The sequence below is a fragment of the Thalassospira mesophila genome (genome assembly GCF_002115755.1).
Classification (GTDB): domain Bacteria; phylum Pseudomonadota; class Alphaproteobacteria; order Rhodospirillales; family Thalassospiraceae; genus Thalassospira; species Thalassospira mesophila.
The window spans coordinates 97071-120514 of sequence record NZ_JFKA01000007.1 but is presented as its reverse complement, the minus strand read 5'-3'; the positions used below and the strand labels follow the sequence as shown (position 1 = coordinate 120514).

Genomic DNA, 23444 nt, shown 5'->3' with positions numbered 1-23444 from the left:
TCCAGTTTTACTGATCAAAGCATTAACGCGCTACAAGGCAAAGGGTTTCCGTGATTTTGCCTTAAATTAAAGCTGTTGTGATCTTGCTTGTGTTTACAGGGCCTTTTTGTCATCTCCAAGAGAGGTTATGACTAAAGTGTGATTTAACATCAAAAAGATGCTGCCAGAATGTCGTTCGCCCGGTCATAAGCAGGGCGCACCGGCACCAAAACCAAAGGAAGGCCCAACGTGACCCTTGCCTGGACCCAACAAACACTGCCTGCCCCCTTTGATGCCGAACGCTGCAAAACCGGCTTTGAACGCTGGTTTGATCTTGCACGTAAACCGGTCTGGGAAAACATGGCCGAGCGCTTTGCCCAAATGGCACAAGACCCGGCACAACATGCGGTTCTGGCATCCCTGTTTGGCAACAGCCCGTATTTGACCAGCCTGGCCCTGCGCGACCCCGATATGATTGCTGTTGCCTTTGATCACGGCCTGGATCACGCGTTTGACCTGGCACTGGATGATGTTAAAACTGCCGCCAGCGCCGCAGGCACCGACCAGCCCACCGCCATGATGCGCGTGCGCCGGGCCAAACGGCGCGCCGCCCTGGTGATTGCCCTGGCCGATATCAGCAAAAGCTGGGATCTGGTGCAAATCACCGCTGCGATCAGCAAAACGGCCGAAATTACGTTGAATTACACACTGGCCCATTGCCTGTCGGCCACCGCCCGGCAACGCAACCTTGGCATTCCCCACCCCGATGATCCGCTGCGCGACTGCGGCATTTATGCCATTGGCATGGGCAAACTGGGTGCAAACGAACTTAACTATTCCTCCGACATCGACCTGATTTTTCTCTATGACGGCGAAAAAATCGGCTGGGTCGACCCGGACCGAATGCAGCAAATTCTGGTGCGCATGGTGCGCGATGTGACCCGCATTATGGAAGAACGTACCGGCGACGGGTATGTTTTTCGCACCGATTTGCGCCTGCGCCCCGACCCGGCATCGACCCCGCCCATTCTTTCGGCATTGGCAGCGGAAACCTATTATGAAACCGTAGGGCAAAACTGGGAACGGGCCGCGATGATCAAGGCCCGCATTGTGGCGGGCGATTATGCTGCCGGACAGGAATTTTTAAAAATCCTGCGGCCCTTTGTCTGGCGCAAACATCTTGATTTTCTGGCCATTCAGGACATTCATTCGATCAAGCGGCAAATCAATGCGTTGCGTGGCGGCAGCAAAGTCAATGTGCCCGGCCATAACATTAAACTGGGCCGCGGCGGCATTCGCGAGATTGAATTTTTCGCCCAGACCCAGCAATTGATCTGGGGCGGACGCGAGGTTTCGTTGCGCTGCAAAAGCACCTGCGATGCCCTGCGTGAATTATGCGCGTTTAAACAGATATCCGAAGTGGTCCGCGACGAGTTGCTCGAAGCGTATGAATTTTTGCGCAATGTTGAACATCGCCTGCAAATGACCCATGACCAGCAAACCCAAACCCTGCCCGAAACCGAAGAAGGGCTGGCAGCCCTTGCATGTTTTTTGGGGTATGACGCCAGCGAGCCCTTTAAATCCGACTTGATGGGATATTTACGCCGGGTTGAATCGCATTATGCCGAATTGTTTGAAGAAGATTCCCCGCTGGGCGGTACAGATGGCAGTCTGGTTTTTACCGGCACCGAAGATGACCCCGAAACCATCAAACAATTGCACCAGATGGGCTTTGAAAATGCCAGCATGATTTCCAGCACCGTGCGCGGCTGGCACCATGGGCGGTATCGTGCCACACGGTCGCGCCGCGCGCGCGAGATTTTAACCGAACTGATGCCCACCCTGTTAAAATCGCTATCGGAAACCACCAATCCCGACATGGCCTTTCGCGCCTTTGATGAATTTTTAAAAGGACTGCCCGCCGGGGTGCAATTGTTTTCCCTGCTCACCGCCAACCCGGAACTGTTGCGCCTGCTGGCCCAAATTGCCGGCACCGCCCCGCGCATGGCCAAATATCTGGGCCGCAATGCCAGCGTGCTGGATTATGTTTTAATGTCGGGCTTTAACGATGACTTGCCCGACGCCCAAACCATGCTGGTGCAGTTAAACGAACAATTGTCCCAACCCGGTGCCGAAATGGTGGAACAGTGGCTTGATATTGCGCGGCAATGGGCCAACGACCAGAAATTCCGCATTGATGTGCAAACCATCCATAACCGTCACACCCCGCATCAGGCCGGGCGCGCACTGGCCGATGTTGCCGATGTATCCATTCGCGGCTTGTTTCCGCGTATTGCCAATGATTTCGCCCAGAAACATGGCGGGTTTGACGAAGGCGGGCTGGCGGTATTTGCCCTTGGCAAACATGGTGGGCAGGAGCTTTCCCCGGGCTCCGACCTTGACATGGTTTTTGTCTATGACGTGCCCGAGGGATGCGATGAATCTGATGGTGAAAAGCCGTTATCACCGGGGCATTATTTCATTCGGCTCAGCCAGCGATATATCAACGCGCTATCGGCCCCAACAGCCGAAGGCGTGCTGTTTGAAACCGATTTGCGCCTGCGCCCCAGCGGCAGCAAAGGGCCCCTGGCCTGCCATTTTAACAGTTTTGATGCCTATCAGAACAACGAAGCCTGGACATGGGAGCATATGGCGCTAACCCGCCTGCGCCCGGTTTATGGCCCGGAAAAACTGCAACAAAAGGTCATGGCCTGCACCCGCACGGTTTTATGCAAACAGCGCGACCCGCACAAATTGCTGCGCGATGTTTATGACATGCGTAACCGCATGGCCGCCAGCAAAGGCACCAATCAGGCGTGGGATGTTAAATTGCGGCGGGGCGGGCTGGTGGATCTGGAATTTATTGCGCAATATTTGCAGTTAAATCATGCCCATGACCACCCGGAAATTTTATCGTCAACCACACGCAAGGTTTTTAAACGTTTGGGTAAAGCCGGCATTTTGCCTGACGACGATGCCACATGGCTGGCCAATGCCGCGTCCTTCTGGCTGGCCTTGCAGGCCATGCTTCGCCTGACCACCGAAGGCCGGTTTAACCCCGAAAATGCCAGCACCGATTTGCGGCGTATGCTGGCCGGTGCGGGGCAGTGCGAGGATTTTGGCGAACTTGAACAAAAACTGAGCGACACCGCAGACCGGGTAAAACAGATTTACGACCGCCTGATCACGGAACCGGCCGAAAAACTGGGCCCGGTACCCCAGCCAGACTGAACCGATCACCGTTTGCCCCCTTATCATCAGCATTGATTAAACTGCCCAAAACAAAGGACCACCAGATATGAGCATTGCGATTGGAGATAGCGCCCCGGATTTTGACCTGCCGACCGATGGCGGCGGCCACGTAAAATTGTCCGATTTGCGCGGAAAGCCGGTGGTGATCTATTTTTACCCCAAGGATATGACGCCGGGCTGCACCACCGAATCGTGTGATTTTCGCGACCAACACCCCAATTTTGCCGCCGTGAATGCCGAAATTATTGGCATTTCCAAAGACAGTGCCGCCCGCCACGACAAGTTTAAAGCCAAGTATGATTTGAACTTTACGCTGGCAGCAGACGAAGACGGCGACGCCTGCGAAAAATATGGCGTGTGGAAAGAAAAAAGCATGTATGGCAAAAAATACATGGGCATCGAACGCACCACTGTTGTGATTGATGCCGAGGGTGTCATTCGCAACATCTGGGAGAAAGTGAAGGTCAAAGGCCATGTTGACGAGGTTCTCGCCGCCGTCAAAGCCCTTTAACCTCGCATATCCCGGTCATGGTTTCAGGCTGGCCGCAAGCATATGCTTTGCGGCCAGTTGCATTTTGCCGCACATGATCGCATCCTTCCTTTTGCAACTGTTTTTCCCCTAATCGCGCATCTCAACTATTATTGTTTGATTTCAACTCATTGAACAAATTCATAAATTTTGTTCTCAGGCCCCTATGCATCTTGCAAGTGCCCGTCAATAATATGATATTCATCAATCGGGAGTTTGTGCGTCCGCCGAGGGGGCGGCCGGGACAGAAAATTTGACCGTATGAATGGCGGGGCCAGTTAATGAACAAGAATGTCGTTGATCTTGACGATCAAATGTTAGCCGATTTCAAGGATGAAGCCCGCGATATCATCAGCAGCCTTGATGTGCATTTGCAAAATGCCCATTCTCAAACCAACCGCGATGTTCTGCTAACCGCGATCCAGCGCGAAGTTTTCAACTTGCGATACAAGGGCAAATCGGTAAATGCCCCGCTGATCAACCTGACCAGCCACCGTCTGGCCGATTATGTCACCAGTTGCCGCGATTTGAACGACGATTCAATCGCCGACATTCAGTCTTTTGTCGATAAGATCGAAGGCATTCTTGATGGTGACATTTCCGGCACCAGCACCGATTCCGCCGAATTTGTTCGTGAGCTGCCCTCCAAGCGCGCGCCCGACATCGACCCGGCATGGTTTAGCAAAACCAACGTCGAAGCCTTGCTGGTGATTCCGCAACGTTCGATGGCGGCCATTGTTGAACGCGAACTCGCCGCCTGTGGCTATCGCAGTTCAGCCACCCAGTCCTCGTTCGAGGCCCTTGAGCTTGCCGTGCGCACCCGGCCCGATTTTATCATCGTTGCCAAAACAATCGATGACCTTGACGGGGTTGATCTGGTCAGTGCGTTGCAGGCCATGCCCAAAACCCGCGATATTCCAACGGCCGTTTTAACATCCGACGCGCCCAATCACCCGTCCTTGCGCGATTTGCCGTTTCGCACTGCCATCATCCGCAAAGGCGGCTCGTTTGGCGACGATCTGGCCGAGGCACTGGCGCGTTTTAACATCACCTGAGATCGGCCAAACCACGTTTGGCCTGAAACACCCTTTAATTGACGCAAAAACGGACCACGTCCCCCGGAACCGGTCCGTTTTTCATTCCGCCACCGCCAACCGTTATGGAAATTATGCCCCAAACCCTTGCTGATGCTGCCAAACAGGCCCTTTTAACCGTTGATCCCACGCAAAAGGCCCACTTTAGCATTGATCTGGCGCGGCAATGGCGGGAAGGGATCATTACCGATGTTGGCCGCGCCGACCTGCCCGACTGGCCCGCCCGCCCCGCCAAACCCGAAACCCTGCCGCCCAACAAAATGCCCAAACGCGGCAAAGGCGGGCTTAAGGGGCGCATTGGTTTGTTGCACGCCCTGGCCCATATCGAACTTAATGCCATTGATCTGGCGTGGGACATCGCCGTGCGATTCCCCGACGAAAACATGCCGCGCGATTTTCACGATGCCTGGGTGCAAGTTGCCGCCGACGAAGCCAAACATTTTTTAATGCTGACCAAACGGCTCGGCGAACTTGGCGCCACCTATGGCGATTTACCCGCCCATGACGGCCTGTGGCAAAGCAGCATGGAAACCGCCTATGACCTGCTGGCCCGCCTTGCCGTTGTGCCAATGGTGTTTGAAGCGCGCGGGCTTGATGCGACCCCGCCGACGGTTGAGCGCCTGATTGCCAATGGCGACCCGGAAAGTGCCGAAATTTTAAAACAGATCGCCGCCGAGGAAGTCGCCCATGTCAGTGCGGGGCGCAAATATTATGAAATGATGTGCGATAAACGCGGCCTGCCCTATTACACTACCTGGCATGCCCTGTTGCGCAAACACCTGCGCGGGCCGCTTAAACCACCCTTTAATGACGAAGCCCGCTATGACGCCGGTATGCCGCCCGATTATTATCAGGATTACGTTCTGGAGCTCCCCGGCGACGGCGACAACGCCTGAAACCCGGCATTCCCCTTGTAAATCCCCCTGCCGGGCAGGATGAACCGGCAGGGCATGCAATATGGCTGACACATCAGGATGAGGCCTTGCACGAACCAGACATTTTGCGGCAAACCGGATGGCGGGTAGCAGGCGCGCGAAACACCGCAATATAAAGCCCGAAACCAATCAAAACCGCCCCGCCAATCTGGATCGCGGCAATGTCGCCTCCTAAAATAACGGCAGACAATATCAGCCCCGATAGCGGATTGATCAAATGCGCGGCGGCGGCCTTGCTGGCCCCGAACCGTTTAATCAGATACAGCCACATAAACATCGCCCCCAATGTAATCACAACCGCCAGATACAAAATCGCCATCAGGGTTTGCAGATGTAAGGCCGCCTGCCATAATACCAGTTCGGGGGCGCGAAACAGGGCGACCGGCACCAAAACCAGCCCGCCGACCAGCGATTGCCAAAAATTAACGTCCACCGGTGATGCCCCAACCGAGTGCGCCCGCAAATAAACCGTGCCAAAGGCAAAGGCGACTGTACCGCCAACTGCCATGGCATAGCCCGCCAACACATCCATGCCAGCTATGCCCGCATGTGCCATGTTGCTGCCCGCCCCGGGCTGCCACACCGCCACACAAACCACACCAACAATACAAATGGCAAAACCGGCCAACCTTTGCGCGTTTAGCGGTTCCTGCCCGGTTAAAGCGGCAAACGCACTGGTTAATAGCGGCGCACAACTAATGATAACGACCAATATCGGGGCCGGAACCGTTTGCAGGGCCATAAAACTAAGCCCCAGATACAGGGCATTATTCAAAACACCCGCAATTGCACCAAAACGCATCACCGGCATTTGCAAAAACCGCCGCCCCCGGCGCACGACAAACGGCAACAAACAGACGGCCCCAACCAAAAAACGAATGGCGAGCAACACAATAGGATCAAGGTCGGCAATCGCCACCTTGCCCACGATAAAGGCCGAAGACCACACCAGACTAAAGCCTGCAAACAACACGATGATGCGTCCCATCGGGCAATTCCTTTTATTATACCATGTCTCGATGAGGTCTTCTCATGGAGACATGGTTAGGCGCGACGGCGCCGCGCGGCCAGTGCCGCGAAAGGCAAAGGCACAATAAGCCCGCCCGCCGATTGAGGGCCTCGTTGATCGGTTTCGATCAATGAGTTTGGGATTAGTCAAAAAACATTGCCCAAACTGTGCCCGAACCGGATTTAATTGGAAAATTAATTAAAATGGCGATCAAATCAGTTATAGTGATTTGAAGAATTCGTGTTTTGCCCGTCAAACACCAGCGCACGGTACCCCGCAATGACAGCAACTACTTCCAGCTTTTCGAAGCCCTCCCCGGCACGCCACCTTGATGACCGGCGCATCACGCTGGAACAATTGCGCACCTTTGTTACCATTGCCGCCGTGCTGGATTTTCAGCTTGCCAGCGCCACGTTGATGCGCAGCCAGTCTGCCATTACCCAAAGCCTGCAAAAGCTGGAAGAAATCCTGTGTTGCCGCCTGATCGACAGGCGACGCGGGCAGGTTGCCGATTTGACCGAGGATGGCAAGCGGCTGTTGCCCATGGCCGAGGAAATTTTATCGCGCCTGTCTGCCGCGATAGACAGCTTTCGCCAACCCGAATTACAAGGCCGGGTTCGGCTGGGGGTGCCCGATGATTTTCCGCTGGGCAATATCGCCACGGCGGTGCGGCGCTGCATGGAAATCAACCCGGCCTTACGGGTCGAGGTCACATCCGCCCTGTCATCGCAAGTCTGCGAACACTACCGCCAGGGCGAGATCGATATTATTATTTATAAAAAAGTCGCCCCGGCCATCGGCACCAACACCAGCGCCGCAACACATGTGCGCCCGGCACCCAACACATCCAACGATACTGTTTTGCATCGCCAGCCGCTTGGCTGGATCGCATCACAAACCATCGCACCCAACCTGAATGGCGATATTCCGCTGATCACGTTTCCCGATGGCTGCGCCTATCGCGCGGCGGCAATTGCCGCGATTGAACAATCCGGCCACGGCTATTTTAACGCCTATCGCAGTGCGTCCTATCACAATATCCGGTTGGCAATATCGGCGGGGCTGGGTGTGGGCATTTTGCCCCATAACGCTATTGGCAGCGACCATATCATTTTGAACGATAACGATATGCTCCCGCCCCTGCCCGACATCGAACTGGTTCTGACATATGACCGCAGCCACACCCTGTTTCACCAGCTTGTCAGCCAGCTTGTCCGCAACGGCGATTTTGCCATCACCCATGCGGCCTGACCCGGCAGCCCGATGGCCCGGATAGCCCGGCTTGTTGGCTCATAATCGCACCGATAAATTAGCACTATTTGATGTAACGCAAGGCTGCATACTTGCAAGTCGCTATCATTCCGTCCTGTGATGACCCCGGTTATCGCCACACATAACCACATCAGGAGGGACGAGCATGCCTGCCACAATGAAAGCAGCCGTAGCGCGCGAATTTGGCAAACCCCTGTCAATCGAAGACGTCACTGTTCCCAAGGTTACGCCCGGTACAATTCTGGTAAAAATCGAGGCATCTGGCGTTTGCCACACCGATTTGCACGCCGTTGAAGGCGACTGGCCGGTAAAGCCGAACCCGCCCTTTATTCCCGGTCACGAAGGTGTTGGTTTTGTCACCGAAATTGGCGCCGGTGTTAAATCGGTCAAGGTTGGTGATCGTGTGGGCGTGCCGTGGCTCTATTCCGCCTGCGGGCATTGCCATCACTGCATTACCGGCTGGGAAACCCTGTGCGGCGAACAAATCAATACCGGCTATTCCATAAATGGCGGTTTTGCCGAATATGTGCTGGCCGATCCCAACTATGTTGGCCATTTGCCCGATACACTTGAATTTGGCAATGCCGCCCCGGTGTTATGTGCAGGCGTTACGGTTTACAAGGGCCTGAAAGAAACCGAATGCAAACCCGGTGAAACGGTGGTTATTTCCGGTATTGGCGGCTTGGGCCATATGGCTGTGCAATATGCCAAGGCGATGGGCATGAAAGTTATCGCTGTTGACATTACCAGCGAAAAACTGCAGCTCGCCAAAGACCTGGGTGCCGACTGGACGCTGAACGCCGCCGAAACCGATGTGGTTGCCGAGGTGCAAAAACAGATGGGCGGTGCCAATGGTGTGCTGATAACGGCGGTATCGAACAGCGCCTTTAAACAGGGCGTTGGCATGCTGGGCCGTCACGGCACCATGGCGCTTTGCGGCCTGCCGCCGGGAACGTTCGAGCTGGATATTTTTGATACCGTCCTGTCACGCAAAACCATTCGCGGCTCTATCGTCGGCACCCGTGCCGATTTGCAAGAAGCATTGGAATTTGCGGGCGACGGCAAAGTACATTCGCATTTCACCACCGAACCGATTGAAAACATCAATTCCATTTTCGACCGCATGCGCGGCGGCAAAATTGATGGCCGCATCGTGATGTCGATCTGATCTGTCGCCACCCCGAACCCCACATAAAATGCCGTGCCGGATTTACTTCCGGCATGGCATTACATTTATTTTTACCGTGTTTAACCGTTCAACTGCATCAAGCGGCCCGCGACAACGCGGCCTCATGTTCCAGCAGCCATTTTTTGCGCGCCAATCCACCCGCATAGCCGGTTAAAGTGCCATCCGCACCAATCACCCGATGACACGGCACGATGATGGAGACCGGGTTAAGGGCGTTGGCCCGCGCCACTGCGCGCACGGCCTTGGCGTTGTTCAGGATTACTGCCAGGTTGCCATAAGAAACGCTGGTTCCCGATGGAATTTCGATCAGTGCCTGCCAGACAGATTTTTGAAAATCCGTGCCGCGCATATCAATATCGGCCATTGGCAAATCCATCACCCGTCCGGCGAAATAGGCATCCAGCCACGAAAGAACCGATGAAGGGGCAAAACCGCTTTCACACCAGTCGATATTTTTAAACCGGCGCGAGGAGATCAGATGCAGACGATCATCATTATCTTCAAAATCAAGATGCACCAGCCGCCCTTCCACCGAAGCCAGGCTTAGCTGGCCAATCGGACTGTCATAGCGGGCGACGTCAATTTGCGTGATTGTGGTCATCATCAGTTTCCTTGTTCGTGCTATCCGCATCGGGGATCAGGGCCGACCATAAATATTGCGCGGCATAGGCCCGCCACGGGCGCCATTGCAGCGATTGTTTTTCCAGTTCTTTGGCCGTTTCTGGCCCGCCACCCTGTGCAGATCCTTTGAGAATACCCAGATCGGCGGCCGGGAAGGCATCCGGGTCGCCCAACCCGCGCAGGGCAAAATAATTAAGCGTCCACGGCCCAATGCCCTTAATCGCGGCCAAATCGGCCAGAATAGCGTCGCCGGTGCGTTCCGCCATATTGGGTTGGGCAAACAGGTCAATCACATCGCCCAGTGTTTGCGCGCGGCGTTTTGTCAGGCCAATGGCGATTAAATCGTGCCCTTGCAAGACGGCGGGTTGGGGAAATAAATGCGTAATCCCGGTGCCTGCCACCAAATGATCCGGCAGGGCCTGGCCATATTGCACAACAATACGCCCAGCCAGGGTGCGTGCCGCCGCCACTGAAACCTGCTGGCCCAGCACGGCGCGAACGGCAAGTTCAAACCGGTCCCAGCAGCCGGGCACGCGCAGGCCGGGACGGCGTTGCACCAGCGGGGCCAATAACGGGTCATCGGCAAAAACGGCGCAAATCGCGGTCATATCGGCATCAAGGTCAAACAGGCGGCGCACCCGTGCGCCAAGGTCTAACAGGCTGCTGCGGTCTTCACCACGCAGGCAAATTTCAATGCTGCCATTGCGTAAAAACCGGCAAATCATCAAGCCCGGCGCACCGCCTAGCAAATAGCCCCGGCAATAATAATCATCCCCCACCGCTTCCAGCCCCGGTATCGACCGGGCGCGGAAAAAACCCAGCAAAAAATCGTTATCAAAGGGCTGACGGGGTTTAAGGCGCAAAACCATGTCGTCTTTTTGTATCTGCATCGGGTTATTTGTCCCTGACGTGACTTTGGAGTCGGAAACATCCGTGAGGCCGCGCCGAAAGGCGGTTGGCGCGTGGCCATAGGCACCTTTCATGGCATCGTTAAAACGCCGCAAACTGCCAAACCCCGCAATGTCGGCAATTTCTGTCATCGAAAGGTTGCTATCGACAATCAGTTGCCGGGCACGCAGCAAGCGGCGCGCCTTGGCGTGGTCCTGCGGGCTAACGCCGGTGTGATCTTTGAAAATACGCCGCAAATGCCGGGCACCAAGGCCGAGACGATCGGCAAGGTCTTCGACCGAGCCAGTGGTCAGCGCGCCTTCCTCGATCAGGCGCACAGCGCGACGAACAGTCGCATGCACGCCCGCTGCGGCTGCACTGCCCGGGGCGGCTTCGGGGCGGCAGCGCAAACAGGGGCGAAACCCGTGTGCAATGGCGGCTTCGGCTGTGGGGAAAAACTCAACATTTTGCCGCTTGGGCGTTACCGCCGGGCAAATGGGCCGACAAAAAATGCCGGTGGTTTTAACAGCAGTATAAAACCGCCCGTCAAACCGGTTATCACGCGCCAGCAAGGCGGCATAACAAATGTCGTCATTGATTTGTTCCATGCCTGCAGTTTAGCAGAACGGCACATAAATACTCGCCAGTTTCGGACTCTGACATTTTCCCGAACATCTTTGCCCGGCAAAACAAAAGCCGCGCCAAACATAATTGGCGCGGCCTGTGCATCCGGGCAAACCAGAACGGGGGTTTCCCACCCGTTATTGGTTGCGATCAGTGTTTAGGCGGCTCGTCCGTGTAAACCCGTTGATAAAAATTGGGATTTAACAAGGTGGACACAGCAATAAGGGACGGCGACCTTCTTTCGTTGGTCTTGACGATCAACGCATGTGGTGCCGGTGAGATGTCGCGGATTTCAAGAACCTCGAAAACCGAACTATGGGCATTGGTAACCCTGAACTGGTCGCCAATGGCGACATTCTGGTCCGCTTTCCGCGCCATTCTTTTGAACCTCCGTAATATATCGAAACAAAGACCTGACATTCATCGCCGACGATGAATGCGGCTTTGATAACACCGGGTATTCTGCGCGAAAGTCACGGCGAAACTATGACAGTGATATGATGGAAGATGGCAAGGTTCGCACATCAACTTTACGGCAGAAAAAACTAGTCACCGGTAAATGTTCAGCTTCTCGCCACAAGCGATGAAAAACTTACATGAAACGCGGTTTCTCGCTGGAATTCCAAAGCAGGATATTCACAAGCATCTGGTAGCCTTGGGCTGCTATTGCATGAATTATTTCTTCTTTTAAGAGCAAGCCGCACGGCAGGACCAATTATCAGCTTGCCATGTCATATAGCAACCAATAACGGACCCGATCTGACGCTATTTTTTACATTAGCGCATTCTGGTTAATATTTGATTGGGAGAAAATGCGGGGCAGCAATACCAAATTGACCGGTCCGCCCGCAAACCACCCCAAAACAAATAAGCGGCGCGAATAAATTCGCGCCGCTTTTTGCTCCGCTGTCCATGCGGGGAAGTTGGGGGGGAAGAACATGGACAACGAAAACCGTGGAGAAAATACCCGATGGACTAATCCATCACCTCCATATGCTGTTCCTTGTCAGATCGTTTTTTCTTTGGTCCCTGCATCACCAGCAACAGGGGCGCAACCGCCAGCACAATCCACATCATCGCCTGAAAATCATCAAGATAGGCAATGGTCCTGGCCTGGGTCGTAATCATGTTATTAAGGCCCACCGCCCCCGCCGTTGTTTGCCAGTTCCAGGCATCAGGCAACCACGGCGCCTGCATGGCATGGCGAAACGGGGTTAACAGGGCGGCAAAGCTTGAATGCACAACCTGCGTGTTCTGGGTCAGCATGGTTGTCATCACCGAAATGCCGATACTCGACCCGATATTGCGCATCAGGCTGAACATGGCGGTACCTTCGTTGCGGTATTTCGGGTTCAATGTCGCAAAGGTAATGGTACTTAACGGCACAAAAATAAACCCGAGTCCGACACCCTGGATGATCCCGGTCATGGTAAGTGTGGTCGCGCTGACCTCGGTTGTGAAACACGACATCTGATATAGCGACAGTGCTGTCATCCCCAACCCGAACAGGATCAGAAAACGAACATCAAACCGACCCACCAGTCGCCCGACCAGCATCATCGCCATCATCGAGCCAATGCCGCGCGGGGCCAGCAATATACCCGCCGTCACCACCGGATACCCCATCAGATTTTGCAGGAATGGGGGCAAAAGGGCCAGTGTGGCCAGCAACACCACGCCAACAATAAAGATAAAGATCAACCCGATAGCAAAATTTCGATCCTTGAACAGGCCCGGTTCAAGAAACGGGTTTTTGGCGGTAAACATATGCACCAGAAACATATAGATGCACAAAATGCTGAGCACCATTTCGATCAGGATTTCATAGGACGAAAACCAGTTCTGGGATTCGCCCCGGTCCAGCATCATCTGAAGCGCGCCAATCGACAGGCTTAAAAGGGCAAAGCCAAACCAGTCAAACGGCAGGCCCGCCTTTTTGGAGGTTTCAGGCACAAACGCCATGATCCCGCCCAACGCCATCAGCCCCACCGGCAGATTGATGTAAAAAACCCAACGCCAGTTATAATATTCGGTCAGATACCCGCCCAATGTCGGCCCCAGAATAGGCCCCAGCATAACGCCCATGCCCCACATCGCCATGGCCGAACCATGCTGTTCCTTGGGGTAGGTATCGAGCAAAACGGCCTGCGACAATGGCACCAGCCCCGCCCCGAATGCCCCTTGCAACAGGCGAAACATGACAATTTCAGGCAGGGACGTTGCCGCACCACACAGCATCGATGCAATGGTAAAGCCCGCCACCGAACAAATGAACAGCTTGCGCCGACCAAACCGGGCGGCAAGAAACCCGGTTGGCGGCGTCATGATGGCAGCCGCAACGATATAGGATGTCAGCACCCAGGAAATCTGGTCCTGGGTGGCCGACATCGTACCTTGCATATGCGGCAAGGCCACGTTTGCAATCGTTGTATCAAGCGCCTGCATGATGGTTGCCAGCATGATGGAAACCGTGGTCAGGCCACGCTCCATTGGCGTGGTTTCCATGCCTGCTGTTGCGGCGGCAGAACTCATTGCACGCGATCCCTGGTGCCGGCTTCGGCCTGATTGACACCAACCCACGACAATGCCGTCTGGGCAAAGGCGGGCATTTCGCGTTTGTGATGGGTGTCAACTTCAACCGTCGTGCTCATACCGGCCCGCAGGACCGGCTGACTATTGGTCATTTCAAGTTCAATACGAACCGGAATCCGCTGCACAACCTTCACCCAGTTACCCGTCGCATTCTGGGCGGGCAACACCGAAAACTCGGCCCCGGTTGCTGGTGAAACGCTTTGCACAACACCTTTCCATTCTTGTTCAGGATAGGCATCAACCGTGATCGAAACTTCCTGCCCGGTTTCAAGATAGGTCAAATCGACTTCCTTGAAATTGGCATCAATCCACATCGATTTGGTTGAAATCAGGCTGGCAACCGCTTTGCCCGGTGTAATATAGGCACCAGGTTCGGGTTTGTTGGTCACAACACCATCAAAGGGTGCAGTAATAACCGTATGGGCCAAATCAAGTTCCGCCTGATCAAGCGCGGCTTTGGCCTGCTGAAATTGCGGCAATTGCTCGACCGGGGTGTCCACCGACCCGCCCAGCTTGGCAAGGGTTGTCTGCATGGCTTGGCGATCCAGTGCAATTTGCTGCTTGGCGCTGGCAACTGCGTTCTGGGAATCATCAAAGGTCGCCTGTGACACCACGTTTTTTTTGCTGAGCTGCGATTGCCGGGCATAGGTCCGCTGGGCATATTCCAGCTTGATCTTGGCCAGCTCAAGGCTGCCCTGCTGTTCGGCGTAACCCTGTTTCAGCGCATTCATGTCCTGGCGGACAGATGCCAGATTTGCCTGTGCCTGTTCCACCGCAATGGTAAAGGGATTACGGTCGAGCCGCAGTAAAACATCGCCCTTTTTAACCTGCTGGTTTTCATGCACCAGTACATCGGCAACCTGCCCGCTGACCCGCGGGCTGATGGCGACCATATCGGCATGGACATAGGCATTTTCGGTTTCAATATAACGCCCGCCCGAATAGTACCAGTAGGTGCCACCAATAATGACAGCCACTGGCCCCAAAATCAGCAAGACCGGCCGCAACCAACGCCGTTTGCGTTTCGGCGTGCCAGCAGTGCCATTGCCACCCTCGATGTCGGTGGCATTATCCACTCTTTCGTTCATTCTTCTTTGCCTTTTAAAACAGATTTTCCTGCGGGCGGGTTTTTGTCAGCCGAGTCCTGCTCGCACGAAATCAGGTTCATGCGCATACGTTGCAACGTATCGATCATGACTTCCTGTTCGTCGTCCGACAGGCCACTCAGCGCATCGCGCCGGGTTTCCGCTGCGAATTCCCACATTTTATCAATAAGCGGAGATGCATTTTTGCCGATGTAAAGATTAACCGCCCGCCGGTCATCCGGGTCACGCCTGCGTTCCACCAAACCGGATTCCTCAAGCCGGTCAATCAAACGCGCCAGCGTAATCGGCTGGATATCCATCATTTCGGCCAGCGCAGCCTGATTAATCCCCTCGCGCGGGACCAGAAAAGCAAGGGCCTGCAACTGCGACTGGGTTAGTCCCAAATCGCGCGCACGGCGGTTGAAACGACGCATCATCAAACGCGAAACGTCTTTCAGCAAAAAGCCGATGCTTCTTTGGGGATCACGCGAGGATTGCAAAAACCAGCTCCAACTTATAATACGCAATACATATTGTAAGCAATGTATATGAAATTGCGGCGCAGAATGGCAAGTGTGAAATGCATCACAGAACAAGACTGCTGCCAAAGTCGACATAAGACCTTGTTTCTAAATCGTTTTTTATGTCGCATTGCACCCATGCCAAAATTTCACAGCTGAAAATTCCTGCGGCAACGCGGCCTTCATAAACACAAAAACGGCCCCGGAACATACATCCGGGGCCGCTTTAATCACATCAGAACCGGTTTTAGCCTAGCTCGCGATCAGCATTCCTGCAGGTATCGCCAATAACAGGCTTAGCGCGACGCGCAAAAACCACACAATCACCAGCCGTCCGACACCAATGGGAATTTCGGTAGACAGAATGCATGGAATCGACGCCGAGAAGAACAAAACACCCGATACACTGACCACCCCGGCAGCAAAACGCACCACCATATCAGCATCGCCCAGCAACAAGGCAGGCAAGAACATTTCAGCCAGGCCCGTTGCCGATGCCTTGGCCAGTTCCATCGCCCCATCAAGGCCAAAAATAGCCGTGAACGGATAAAAGATATAGCCGAGCCAATCAAACACCGGGGTGTATTTCGCCAAAAGCAAACCGATCAGGCCAACCGACATGATGGAAGGCAAAATCGACAAGGTCATCAGCAAACCTTCCCGGAAATTCAGCTTCACATTTTCAAGCAATCCCGGTGCGTTGTGGGCAACATCAAGGCCGCTTTGCCACGCCGTGCGCATACGCTGGCCCGACGGAACTTCCTGTTCGGGGTCGCTGGCGTGGTCATCCATCCCCGACAGCGGCGGAATACGCACAGTAATAGCCGTCACCACAAAGGTGATTGCCAGTGTCAGCCAAAAATACTGATTCCAGATTTCCATCAGGTTCAGGGTTTTGGCGACAATGATCATGAAGGTTGCCGACACCGTCGAAAAACCGGTCGCAATAACAGCAGCTTCACGGGCGGAATATTGCCCGGCCTTATAGACCCGATTGGTAATCAACAACCCGATTGAGTAACTGCCCACAAAAGAGGCCACAGCATCAATCGCCGAACGCCCCGGTGTTTTCCAGATCGGGCGCATGACCGGCTGTAAAAACACCCCGATAAATTCCAGCAACCCGTAACTGACCAGCAAGGCCAGAAACACGGCACCAATCGGCACAATCAAGCCAACCGAAATCACCAGTTTGTTAAACAAGAACGGCAACATATCACCGGTTTGCAGGGCTTGGGGCCCCCAGCCGGTCAGGGCCAGAACAGCGGTAAGTGCGCCAATCACTTTAAGCAGCGAGAAAACCTTTTCGGTGGTGCCGGTTTTCCACTTGCCGGTCACAAACGGATAAGCCGCCCCTGCCCATATCATGGCGAGCGCATAATACCCGGCCACTGCCCCCAATACGCCCCGTAAATACCCCACCATATGATCGAGCGGGATCGATGTTTTACCTTCCAGCGTGATCGGCACAAAAAAGATGAAAATGCCAATCGCACTTAATCCCAGCAACCGCCAGATATTGGCGGCATTGGCCTGCCCGGGCACAGGTTCGTTCCTTAACGACATAACAGCTTCCCTGAATTTCGCGTTTATAGGCATCTATTTTGTATAGACATGTTATTATGTCTATACAATTCAACGCAATCTGCAACAGGAAATTTCAAAAGCCCTCGCCACTACATCCAGATTTTCGATCCGGGCAAAGAAAAACCCCCGTTGCAAAAAACAACGAGGGTTTCAAAACCGGACTGTAAACCGGTTAATCGATATCTTCGATCTCGCCCGCCGACCCGGTCACACGCGCGGCCAGGGCTGCGGCCATGAACTGGTCCAGATCACCGTTCAAAACACCCTGGGTGTCGGATGTTGAAACACCGGTGCGCAGGTCCTTGATCATTTGATAGGGCTGCAACACATACGAGCGAATTTGATGCCCCCAGCCAATATCGGACTTGGTGTCTTCAACGGCCTGGGCTTCGGCTTCGCGGCGCTGCAATTCGGCTTCATACAACCGGGCTTTCAGCATTTTCATCGCGGTTTCGCGGTTCTTATGCTGGGATCTGTCATTCTGGCACTGGGCCACAATGCCGGTTGGAATATGGGTCATACGCACAGCGGAATCGGTCCGGTTAACGTGCTGCCCACCGGCACCTGATGCCCGATAGGTATCAATCCGCAAATCCTTATCCAGAATTTCGATATTGATATCATCATCGACCACCGGATAAACCCAGCAAGACGAAAAACTGGTATGGCGACGCGACGCGCTGTCATAAGGCGAAATACGCACCAGACGATGCACACCAACTTCGTTTTTCAGCCAGCCATAGGCATTATGCCCGGAAATCTTGTAGGTCACAGATTTAATACCGGCTTCTTCACCGTTACTTTCTTCAAGCATTTCCAGCTTGTAACCCTTGGATTCCGACCAGCGCACATACATGCGTGCCAGCATATTGGCCCAGTCTTGTGCTTCGGTCCCACCGGCACCGGCATGCACTTCCAAATAGGCATCGTTGGAATCAGCTTCGCCAGACAACAGGCTTTCAAGTTCACGCTTGGCCGCAATATCGCGGATGGAACGCAAACCGTCTTCGGCTTCCGTGACCGTATCGTCATCGCCCTCGGCTTCGCCAAGTTCGATCAGTTCGATATTGTCCGCAAGGTCCTGTGCCAGTGATTTGTAACCATTAATCGAATCTTCCAGATGGGTCCGTTCGCGCATGACTTTTTGCGCGTTATCGGGGCTATCCCACAAGGTCGGGTCTTCGGCAAGGGCGTTTAATTCGTCGAGGCGTCTAAGGGCATTATCCCAGTCAAAGATGCCTCCTCAGCAGTGCCATCGACTGCTTGATCTCATCTACCAATGCCTGTGCTTCAGCGCGCATTGATGTCTCCGTTATACAAAAATCTGGTTTGGACGATGCCTGCCGAAAGTCGCAAACATCGCGTCATCGGCGGCGCTTATAACAGTTTTTGCCCCGCTTGAAACCCCTGCGGCGCAGACAAAAGGGCCGGAAATACAATTCCCCGGCCCTTTTAATATATTTCTTTGCCAAATCGGCGCTGCTTAGGGGCCTTAATAAATACCACTGGGGCTGGAAACGCCGCTGTCACTGCCGCCGCTGCTTCCTGATGACCCCGAACCGGGCGAGCCGCCGCCAATAACATTGTCATTTCGTTCCGGGATCGTGCCGGGTTTAAAGGCTTCCCAAATCACATTGCTATCGCCGCTTTGGGCGGGCAAACCGCTTCTGGCATTAACCCGGACCATGCGAATACCGGGCGGGGTCCGGAACGGAACGGCTTTAACACCGTCCATGGCGTGGGTCATAAATTCCTGAAAAATCGGCGCTGCTGCCGAGGCACCCTGTTCGCGCGCGCCCAATGAACGGTTATCGTCAAAACCGACATAGACGCCCACGGCAAGGTCGGGGGTGAAACCCACAAACCATGCATCGCGCGAATCATTGGTGGTGCCGGTTTTACCCGCCAGCGGGAACTGCAAATTACGCATCCGGCGACCTGTGCCACGTTGAACCACCCCTTCCAGAATGGACACAATCTGATAGGCGCTGGCCGGGTCGGTCAGTTGTTCACGATTATCGGGCAATTCGGGCGGCAACTGGCCATTATAAGCCACATCCTGACATTCCGCGCACTGGCGATCATCGCGACGGTAGATCACTTTGCCACGGCGATCCTGAATACGGTCAATCAGGGTAGGAGATACTTTTTTACCGCCATTAACCAGCTCGGAATAGCCGTTGGTCAGCTTTAACACCGTGGTTTCAGCAGCCCCAAGCGCCATGGAAAGAACGGCGGGCATGTTATCAACAACACCGAATTTTTCGGCATAATTAACCACTTTTTCCATGCCAATGGTTTGTGCCAGGCGCACCGTCATCAGGTTTCGCGAAAGCTCGATCCCAAGGCGCAAGGTCGAGGGGCCATAAAACTTGCCGCTATAGTTGCCCGGCTTCCATTTGCCCTGCCCCGGCCCCTGATCGATCACGAAAGGCGCATCAAGCACCAGTGATGACGGGGTGAAACCGGAATCAAGGGCAGCGAGATAGACAAACGGCTTGAAGGCCGAACCGGGCTGACGCCGGGCCTGGGTGGCACGGTTAAATTTGGACAAATCATGGGAAAAACCACCCGACATGGCCAAAACCCGGCCAGTATGCGGATCCATTGCCACCAAACCACCATTCACAGCGGGGATTTGCTGCAAGGAATAGGTGTTTTCCGGGGCATTGCCATCGTCATCGGCCGCCACGGCCTCGACCATCACAACATCGCCAGGATTAACCACATCCGATGCCTTGCCAACAGCCCCGCCCACGGTCTGGCCTTTTTGCCACGGGCGCGCCCATTTCATTTGCGCGAACGGAATGACGCCCTGTTTACCGTTTTCAATGCCGATAACAGCGTCATTCCCGTCAAGCTTCAAAACAACGGCTTTAAGCCACGGCACATCGGTCGGTGTTTTGACCGGTTCAAGTGCGGCTTTCCAGTCGCCGGATATATCGATTTTGTCAACCGGCCCGCGCCAGCCATGGCGGCGGTCATATTCAACCAAGCCGTCATACATTACCTTGTTGGCGATGGTTTGTAATTTTGGTTCAACCGACGTCCTAACCGACAAGCCGCCATTATAAAGGGCGTTTTCACCGTAACGGGCCACCAGTTCGCGGCGGACTTCCTCGGCGAAATAATCGGCATGGGCATAATAATCGACCGATTCACGGTCCTGCCCGATCAAGGGTGCCGCGATGGCATCCTTGGCCTCGGCATCGGTGATATAACCTTCATCCAGCATCCGGCCAATGACCCAGTTCCGACGGCCTTTTGCTGCGTCATGATCGCGCACAGGGTCGTAATTGGACGGGGCCTTTGGCAAAGCGCCCAGATAGGCGGCCTCGGCCACGGTCAGTTCATCAAGCGATTTATCAAAATAGCGCAGGGCTGCGGCGGCAACACCATAGCTGCCCCGGCCCAGATAAATCTCGTTGAGATAAAGTTCAAGAATATGCTGTTTGGAAAACGCCTGTTCGATCCGAAACGACAGGATCGCTTCCTTGATCTTGCGATCATAGGAAACTTCGTTGGTCAGCAAGAAGTTTTTGGCCACCTGCTGGGTAATGGTCGAGGCCCCAACAGGCCGTCGCCCGGAACCGATATTGATGATATTGGTTGCGGCGGCACGAAACACGCTGGGAAAATCAATGCCGGGATGGGTCCAGAAATTCTGGTCCTCGGCGGCGACAAAGGCATTCATAACCTTGCGCGGAATTTGTTCAATCGGAACAAAAACCCGCTTTTCCTTGGCATATTCGGCGATCAACGCGCCATCGCCCGCATGAACACGGGTCATGACCTCCGGCTCGTAATCGGCAAGCTGGGTATAGTCGGGCAGATCCTGGCCAAAATGCCAGAAAACACCAAGAACACATGCCCCCCCCGCCACAGCAAGCAGGAAAAACACACCGATAATTGTCAGAAAAATACGCATCAAACGGATCTTTATCGTTTCGTTGTTGTTGCCGTCTTCACGGGTGCCTGAAGGCAGAAGTAACACAAAGCCTTACTATCGCGGCAAAAAAGTGACCATGTTGAGATAGAACGACCAGCCCGACATTTTGTTTCCCGCATATTCGCCAGCATTTGAATAAATTTTAAAATACATGCCCCATATCGAAGCGCAGTGCTTAGCGTAGCGATAAAACCCGGCAAAACAACGGCACAAATCAGCAAAGGCAAAAATACACGAAAAATTCAACGAAACTGCCACAACACTGGGCAAACCCGCCCGCGCATCGCGGTCAGATCAGAACCCACTGGCGGTATTTCCCGCCAGATTGGCTAGAATTTGTGGGTTTTGAAATAATCGTCCAGCGCCCGCAAAATCGCCTGTGCCATTTTATGGCGATGCGCCGAAGATTGCAGCAATTTCGCATCTGTCGGATTGGACAAATACCCCATTTCAAACAGGGCCGACGGAATATCGGGGGCTTTTAGCACGGCAAAACCGGCAAACCGGTGGGTGCGTTGCTGCAATTTCACGTCATCGGTCAATTCGCGGACCATGTCGGTGGCGAAATTAGACGACAAATTCATGGTTTCGCGCTGGGCCAGATCGATCAGGATACTTTGCACCAGCGAGTTTTCTTCAGACAAATCAACACCTGCGATCACGTCGGCCTTGTTTTCCTTGCTGGCCAAGGCCGATGCTTCCTTGTCCGATGCGTTTTCAGACAAGGTATATACAGAGGCCCCGCGATGGCGGGAATCGGATATGGAATCGGCATGCAGCGACAAAAACAGGTCGGCATGGTTTTTTCGGGCAATTTCGGTGCGCTGGCGCAGTTTTAAAAACACATCCTTGTCGCGGGTTAAAAGGGCTCGATACCGACCGGAATCGGTCAACACCTTTGCCAGTTCACGGGCTGCGGCCAGCGTGACATTTTTTTCATAAACCCCGCCAACCCCGATGGTTCCGGGGTCAACACCACCATGCCCGGCATCAATGGCGATCAACGGTTTATCAACACCGGTCTTGCCGGTTTCCACGGCGACATCTGCGCTTTTTTCGGTGGCAGATGTGTCATTGCGTTGCCTTGCGGAATAGGCCGCCATGCTTTCGCGCGATGCCGCCATAAAGGTTTCACGAGACGTCGGCGTAACATCAATCACCAAGCGGTTCGGCTTGCCGCCACTGGCTGGCAGGGTGAAAATTTTGGAAATCAAAGCTGGCGTGCTGACATCAAGAACAACCCGGAAGGTCCCGGGTTTAAACAGGCCATAGCGCAAACCGGAAATGATACCACCGCCAGATGTTACCTTGCCCGGCGGGGCGCTCCAGTCGATTTCGGGCATATCAATGATAATGCGAAACGGGTCTGGCAGCAGGAAATAGGTAAAATCAACATCACTATCAAGATCGATGACAAAGCGGGTTTTATCAGGGTAAACCCCCAGCCGCGCACCCAAAACCTTTGCCGTTTTTGCCTGGGCACCCTGTGTTGCAAACATGACAAAAAGACAGCATAGCAATGCCGCAGCCAGCCCCAAAAGGCCGACTTTGCCAAACATCCCACCCTGCGTAATTTTTTGCCTGCTTTGCAAAAGCACCGGCGACCCCATCCTTACCTACAATTTTACCGCATGATACGGCACATGATGTACCGTTTGTGCTTATAGCAACCAGAAAGTTAACGGGTAATTGACCAATCTGGCTGTTATCCATGTTGTGCAGGCATTATCTGTTCTCAAGCCGGTTTATTATCGCAAAACAGCGTTTTGCCCTATACAACATGCCCCTCTAACGCCCGATTCTTACTTGTCTGGCGGCGACAAAAGGCGCTTTCGCCTGGTCTGAGCCCCTGCCCCGGCCTGACGTTTTAATTTCGCGATACGCCCCGAAAACTGAAACTTGCCTTGCCTGTTTTCACCTGCGCTACAAAACGGCGTCGCCGCAGAACAATTTGCAAATCACGCCAATAATTGAAAAATCATTATGATCACAATTATTTGCATGGAATTTTCTTTTCCGCCTGCGAAAGGTCGCGAATGCGCGGTTTTTGAACCGCAAGGCCAAGAAACCTTGTACGCGACGCAACAAAATTGTTTGTCGGCTGTGAATAAAAGAGATATGTTGTCGCCGAGATTCCTATGCTTTACGGGTTAATAATACTCTCCGTCAGGCTGAGGACGCGACGTGGCAGTTCCTCGGGTCGGTGTCTCGGTGACGCGGCAATCCCCGCTCCCGATAGAGCCCTCCCATATCAGGCTGTCGTGGCGCGCTCGAACAGACAACAGACATAAGCCAATTCTTTTTTTTAACACCAAAAC

The 23444-nt window shown here is 54.0% G+C and carries 17 protein-coding genes; 6 read left to right on the top strand and 11 right to left on the bottom strand.

What is annotated here, in order from left to right; translation table 11 throughout:
* The first annotated feature begins 228 nt into the window (after window positions 1-228).
* The 4 genes from TMES_RS15455 to TMES_RS15440 all read left to right on the top strand — a co-directional run bounded on the left by TMES_RS15455 (window position 229) and on the right by TMES_RS15440 (window position 5750).
* A complete protein-coding gene (locus TMES_RS15455; protein ID WP_085584141.1) occupies window positions 229-3210 on the top strand; it encodes a bifunctional [glutamine synthetase] adenylyltransferase/[glutamine synthetase]-adenylyl-L-tyrosine phosphorylase in 2982 nt (993 codons plus the stop codon).
* Between the two features lie 67 nt (window positions 3211-3277).
* Window positions 3278-3742, top strand: coding sequence for a thioredoxin-dependent thiol peroxidase (gene bcp, locus TMES_RS15450; protein WP_085584139.1), 465 nt, complete (start codon window positions 3278-3280; stop codon window positions 3740-3742).
* A gap of 299 nt (window positions 3743-4041) precedes the next feature.
* Window positions 4042-4815 (top strand): response regulator, encoded by a 774-nt coding sequence (locus TMES_RS15445; protein ID WP_085584137.1) that lies wholly within the window; start codon window positions 4042-4044, stop codon window positions 4813-4815.
* Between the two features lie 113 nt (window positions 4816-4928).
* Window positions 4929-5750 carry a DUF455 family protein gene (locus tag TMES_RS15440; RefSeq protein WP_085584288.1) on the top strand — a complete coding sequence of 274 codons (822 nt, stop codon included), beginning with the start codon at window positions 4929-4931 and terminating at the stop codon, window positions 5748-5750.
* 73 nt (window positions 5751-5823) lie between these two features.
* Here the strand turns inward: TMES_RS15440 and TMES_RS15435 are convergent, their stop codons facing one another.
* Entirely contained in the window at window positions 5824-6777 is a 954-nt protein-coding gene (locus tag TMES_RS15435; RefSeq protein ID WP_085584135.1) for a DMT family transporter, read from the bottom strand.
* 300 nt (window positions 6778-7077) lie between these two features.
* Here TMES_RS15435 and TMES_RS15430 point away from each other — a divergent pair, with 300 nt between their 5' ends.
* Window positions 7078-8049 carry a LysR family transcriptional regulator gene (locus tag TMES_RS15430; protein ID WP_085584133.1) on the top strand — a complete coding sequence of 324 codons (972 nt, stop codon included), beginning with the start codon at window positions 7078-7080 and terminating at the stop codon, window positions 8047-8049.
* A gap of 166 nt (window positions 8050-8215) precedes the next feature.
* Complete coding sequence (gene adhP, locus TMES_RS15425) at window positions 8216-9238, top strand: alcohol dehydrogenase AdhP (protein ID WP_085584131.1); 1023 nt, start codon at window positions 8216-8218, stop codon at window positions 9236-9238.
* A 97-nt stretch (window positions 9239-9335) separates the two neighbouring features.
* Here the strand turns inward: adhP and TMES_RS15420 are convergent, their stop codons facing one another.
* From TMES_RS15420 to TMES_RS15370, 10 genes are all read right to left on the bottom strand, one after another.
* Window positions 9336-9863: a methylated-DNA--[protein]-cysteine S-methyltransferase gene (locus TMES_RS15420; protein ID WP_245835475.1), complete on the bottom strand. Its 528-nt coding sequence runs from the start codon at window positions 9861-9863 to the stop codon at window positions 9336-9338.
* Entirely contained in the window at window positions 9838-11376 is a 1539-nt protein-coding gene (locus TMES_RS15415; RefSeq protein WP_085584128.1) for a DNA-3-methyladenine glycosylase 2 family protein, read from the bottom strand. Before TMES_RS15415 ends, TMES_RS15420 begins: the two co-directional genes overlap by 26 nt.
* A 166-nt stretch (window positions 11377-11542) precedes the next feature.
* On the bottom strand, window positions 11543-11770 hold the full coding sequence (locus TMES_RS15410; RefSeq protein ID WP_085584126.1) for a hypothetical protein: 228 nt from the start codon (window positions 11768-11770) through the stop codon (window positions 11543-11545).
* A gap of 597 nt (window positions 11771-12367) precedes the next feature.
* Window positions 12368-13924, bottom strand: a complete 1557-nt coding sequence (locus tag TMES_RS15405; protein WP_085584124.1) for a DHA2 family efflux MFS transporter permease subunit — start codon at window positions 13922-13924, stop codon at window positions 12368-12370.
* Window positions 13921-15072 (bottom strand): HlyD family secretion protein, encoded by a 1152-nt coding sequence (locus tag TMES_RS15400; protein ID WP_085584122.1) that lies wholly within the window; start codon window positions 15070-15072, stop codon window positions 13921-13923. Before TMES_RS15400 ends, TMES_RS15405 begins: the two co-directional genes overlap by 4 nt.
* Entirely contained in the window at window positions 15069-15506 is a 438-nt protein-coding gene (locus tag TMES_RS15395) for a MarR family winged helix-turn-helix transcriptional regulator (RefSeq protein ID WP_085584286.1), read from the bottom strand. Before TMES_RS15395 ends, TMES_RS15400 begins: the two co-directional genes overlap by 4 nt.
* Before the next feature lie 336 nt (window positions 15507-15842).
* Complete coding sequence (locus TMES_RS15390) at window positions 15843-17156, bottom strand: YjiH family protein (RefSeq protein ID WP_085584120.1); 1314 nt, start codon at window positions 17154-17156, stop codon at window positions 15843-15845.
* Window positions 17157-17349: 193 nt separating this feature from the next.
* Window positions 17350-18478 (bottom strand): peptide chain release factor 2 gene (gene prfB / locus TMES_RS15385; RefSeq protein ID WP_143589684.1). Its coding sequence is split into 2 segments (ribosomal slippage): window positions 17350-18408 and window positions 18410-18478, totalling 1128 coding nucleotides; the frame shifts between segments, so codons are not numbered across the junction.
* 191 nt (window positions 18479-18669) lie between these two features.
* Window positions 18670-21105 (bottom strand): penicillin-binding protein 1A, encoded by a 2436-nt coding sequence (locus tag TMES_RS15380; RefSeq protein ID WP_085584284.1) that lies wholly within the window; start codon window positions 21103-21105, stop codon window positions 18670-18672.
* A 350-nt stretch (window positions 21106-21455) separates the two neighbouring features.
* Window positions 21456-22685, bottom strand: coding sequence for an N-acetylmuramoyl-L-alanine amidase (locus TMES_RS15370; protein ID WP_245835474.1), 1230 nt, complete (start codon window positions 22683-22685; stop codon window positions 21456-21458).
* Between the last annotated feature and the right edge of the window lie 759 nt (window positions 22686-23444).

Bases quoted from the DNA above. Each gene is read 5' to 3' on its own strand.
- TMES_RS15370 (WP_245835474.1), bottom strand. From the start codon at position 22,685: ATGTTTGGCAAAGTCGGCCTTTTGGGGCTGGCTGCGGCATTGCTATGC.
- TMES_RS15395 (WP_085584286.1), bottom strand. From the start codon at position 15,506: ATGATGCGTCGTTTCAACCGCCGTGCGCGCGATTTGGGACTAACCCAG.
- TMES_RS15420 (WP_245835475.1), bottom strand. From the start codon at position 9,863: ATGATGACCACAATCACGCAAATTGACGTCGCCCGCTATGACAGTCCG.
- TMES_RS15405 (WP_085584124.1), bottom strand. From the start codon at position 13,924: ATGAGTTCTGCCGCCGCAACAGCAGGCATGGAAACCACGCCAATGGAG.
- TMES_RS15435 (WP_085584135.1), bottom strand. From the start codon at position 6,777: ATGGGACGCATCATCGTGTTGTTTGCAGGCTTTAGTCTGGTGTGGTCT.
- adhP (WP_085584131.1), top strand. From the start codon at position 8,216: ATGCCTGCCACAATGAAAGCAGCCGTAGCGCGCGAATTTGGCAAACCC.
- TMES_RS15445 (WP_085584137.1), top strand. From the start codon at position 4,042: ATGAACAAGAATGTCGTTGATCTTGACGATCAAATGTTAGCCGATTTC.
- TMES_RS15430 (WP_085584133.1), top strand. From the start codon at position 7,078: ATGACAGCAACTACTTCCAGCTTTTCGAAGCCCTCCCCGGCACGCCAC.
- TMES_RS15440 (WP_085584288.1), top strand. From the start codon at position 4,929: ATGCCCCAAACCCTTGCTGATGCTGCCAAACAGGCCCTTTTAACCGTT.
- TMES_RS15380 (WP_085584284.1), bottom strand. From the start codon at position 21,105: ATGCGTATTTTTCTGACAATTATCGGTGTGTTTTTCCTGCTTGCTGTG.
- TMES_RS15390 (WP_085584120.1), bottom strand. From the start codon at position 17,156: ATGTCGTTAAGGAACGAACCTGTGCCCGGGCAGGCCAATGCCGCCAAT.
- TMES_RS15410 (WP_085584126.1), bottom strand. From the start codon at position 11,770: ATGGCGCGGAAAGCGGACCAGAATGTCGCCATTGGCGACCAGTTCAGG.
- bcp (WP_085584139.1), top strand. From the start codon at position 3,278: ATGAGCATTGCGATTGGAGATAGCGCCCCGGATTTTGACCTGCCGACC.
- TMES_RS15415 (WP_085584128.1), bottom strand. From the start codon at position 11,376: ATGGAACAAATCAATGACGACATTTGTTATGCCGCCTTGCTGGCGCGT.
- TMES_RS15400 (WP_085584122.1), bottom strand. From the start codon at position 15,072: ATGAACGAAAGAGTGGATAATGCCACCGACATCGAGGGTGGCAATGGC.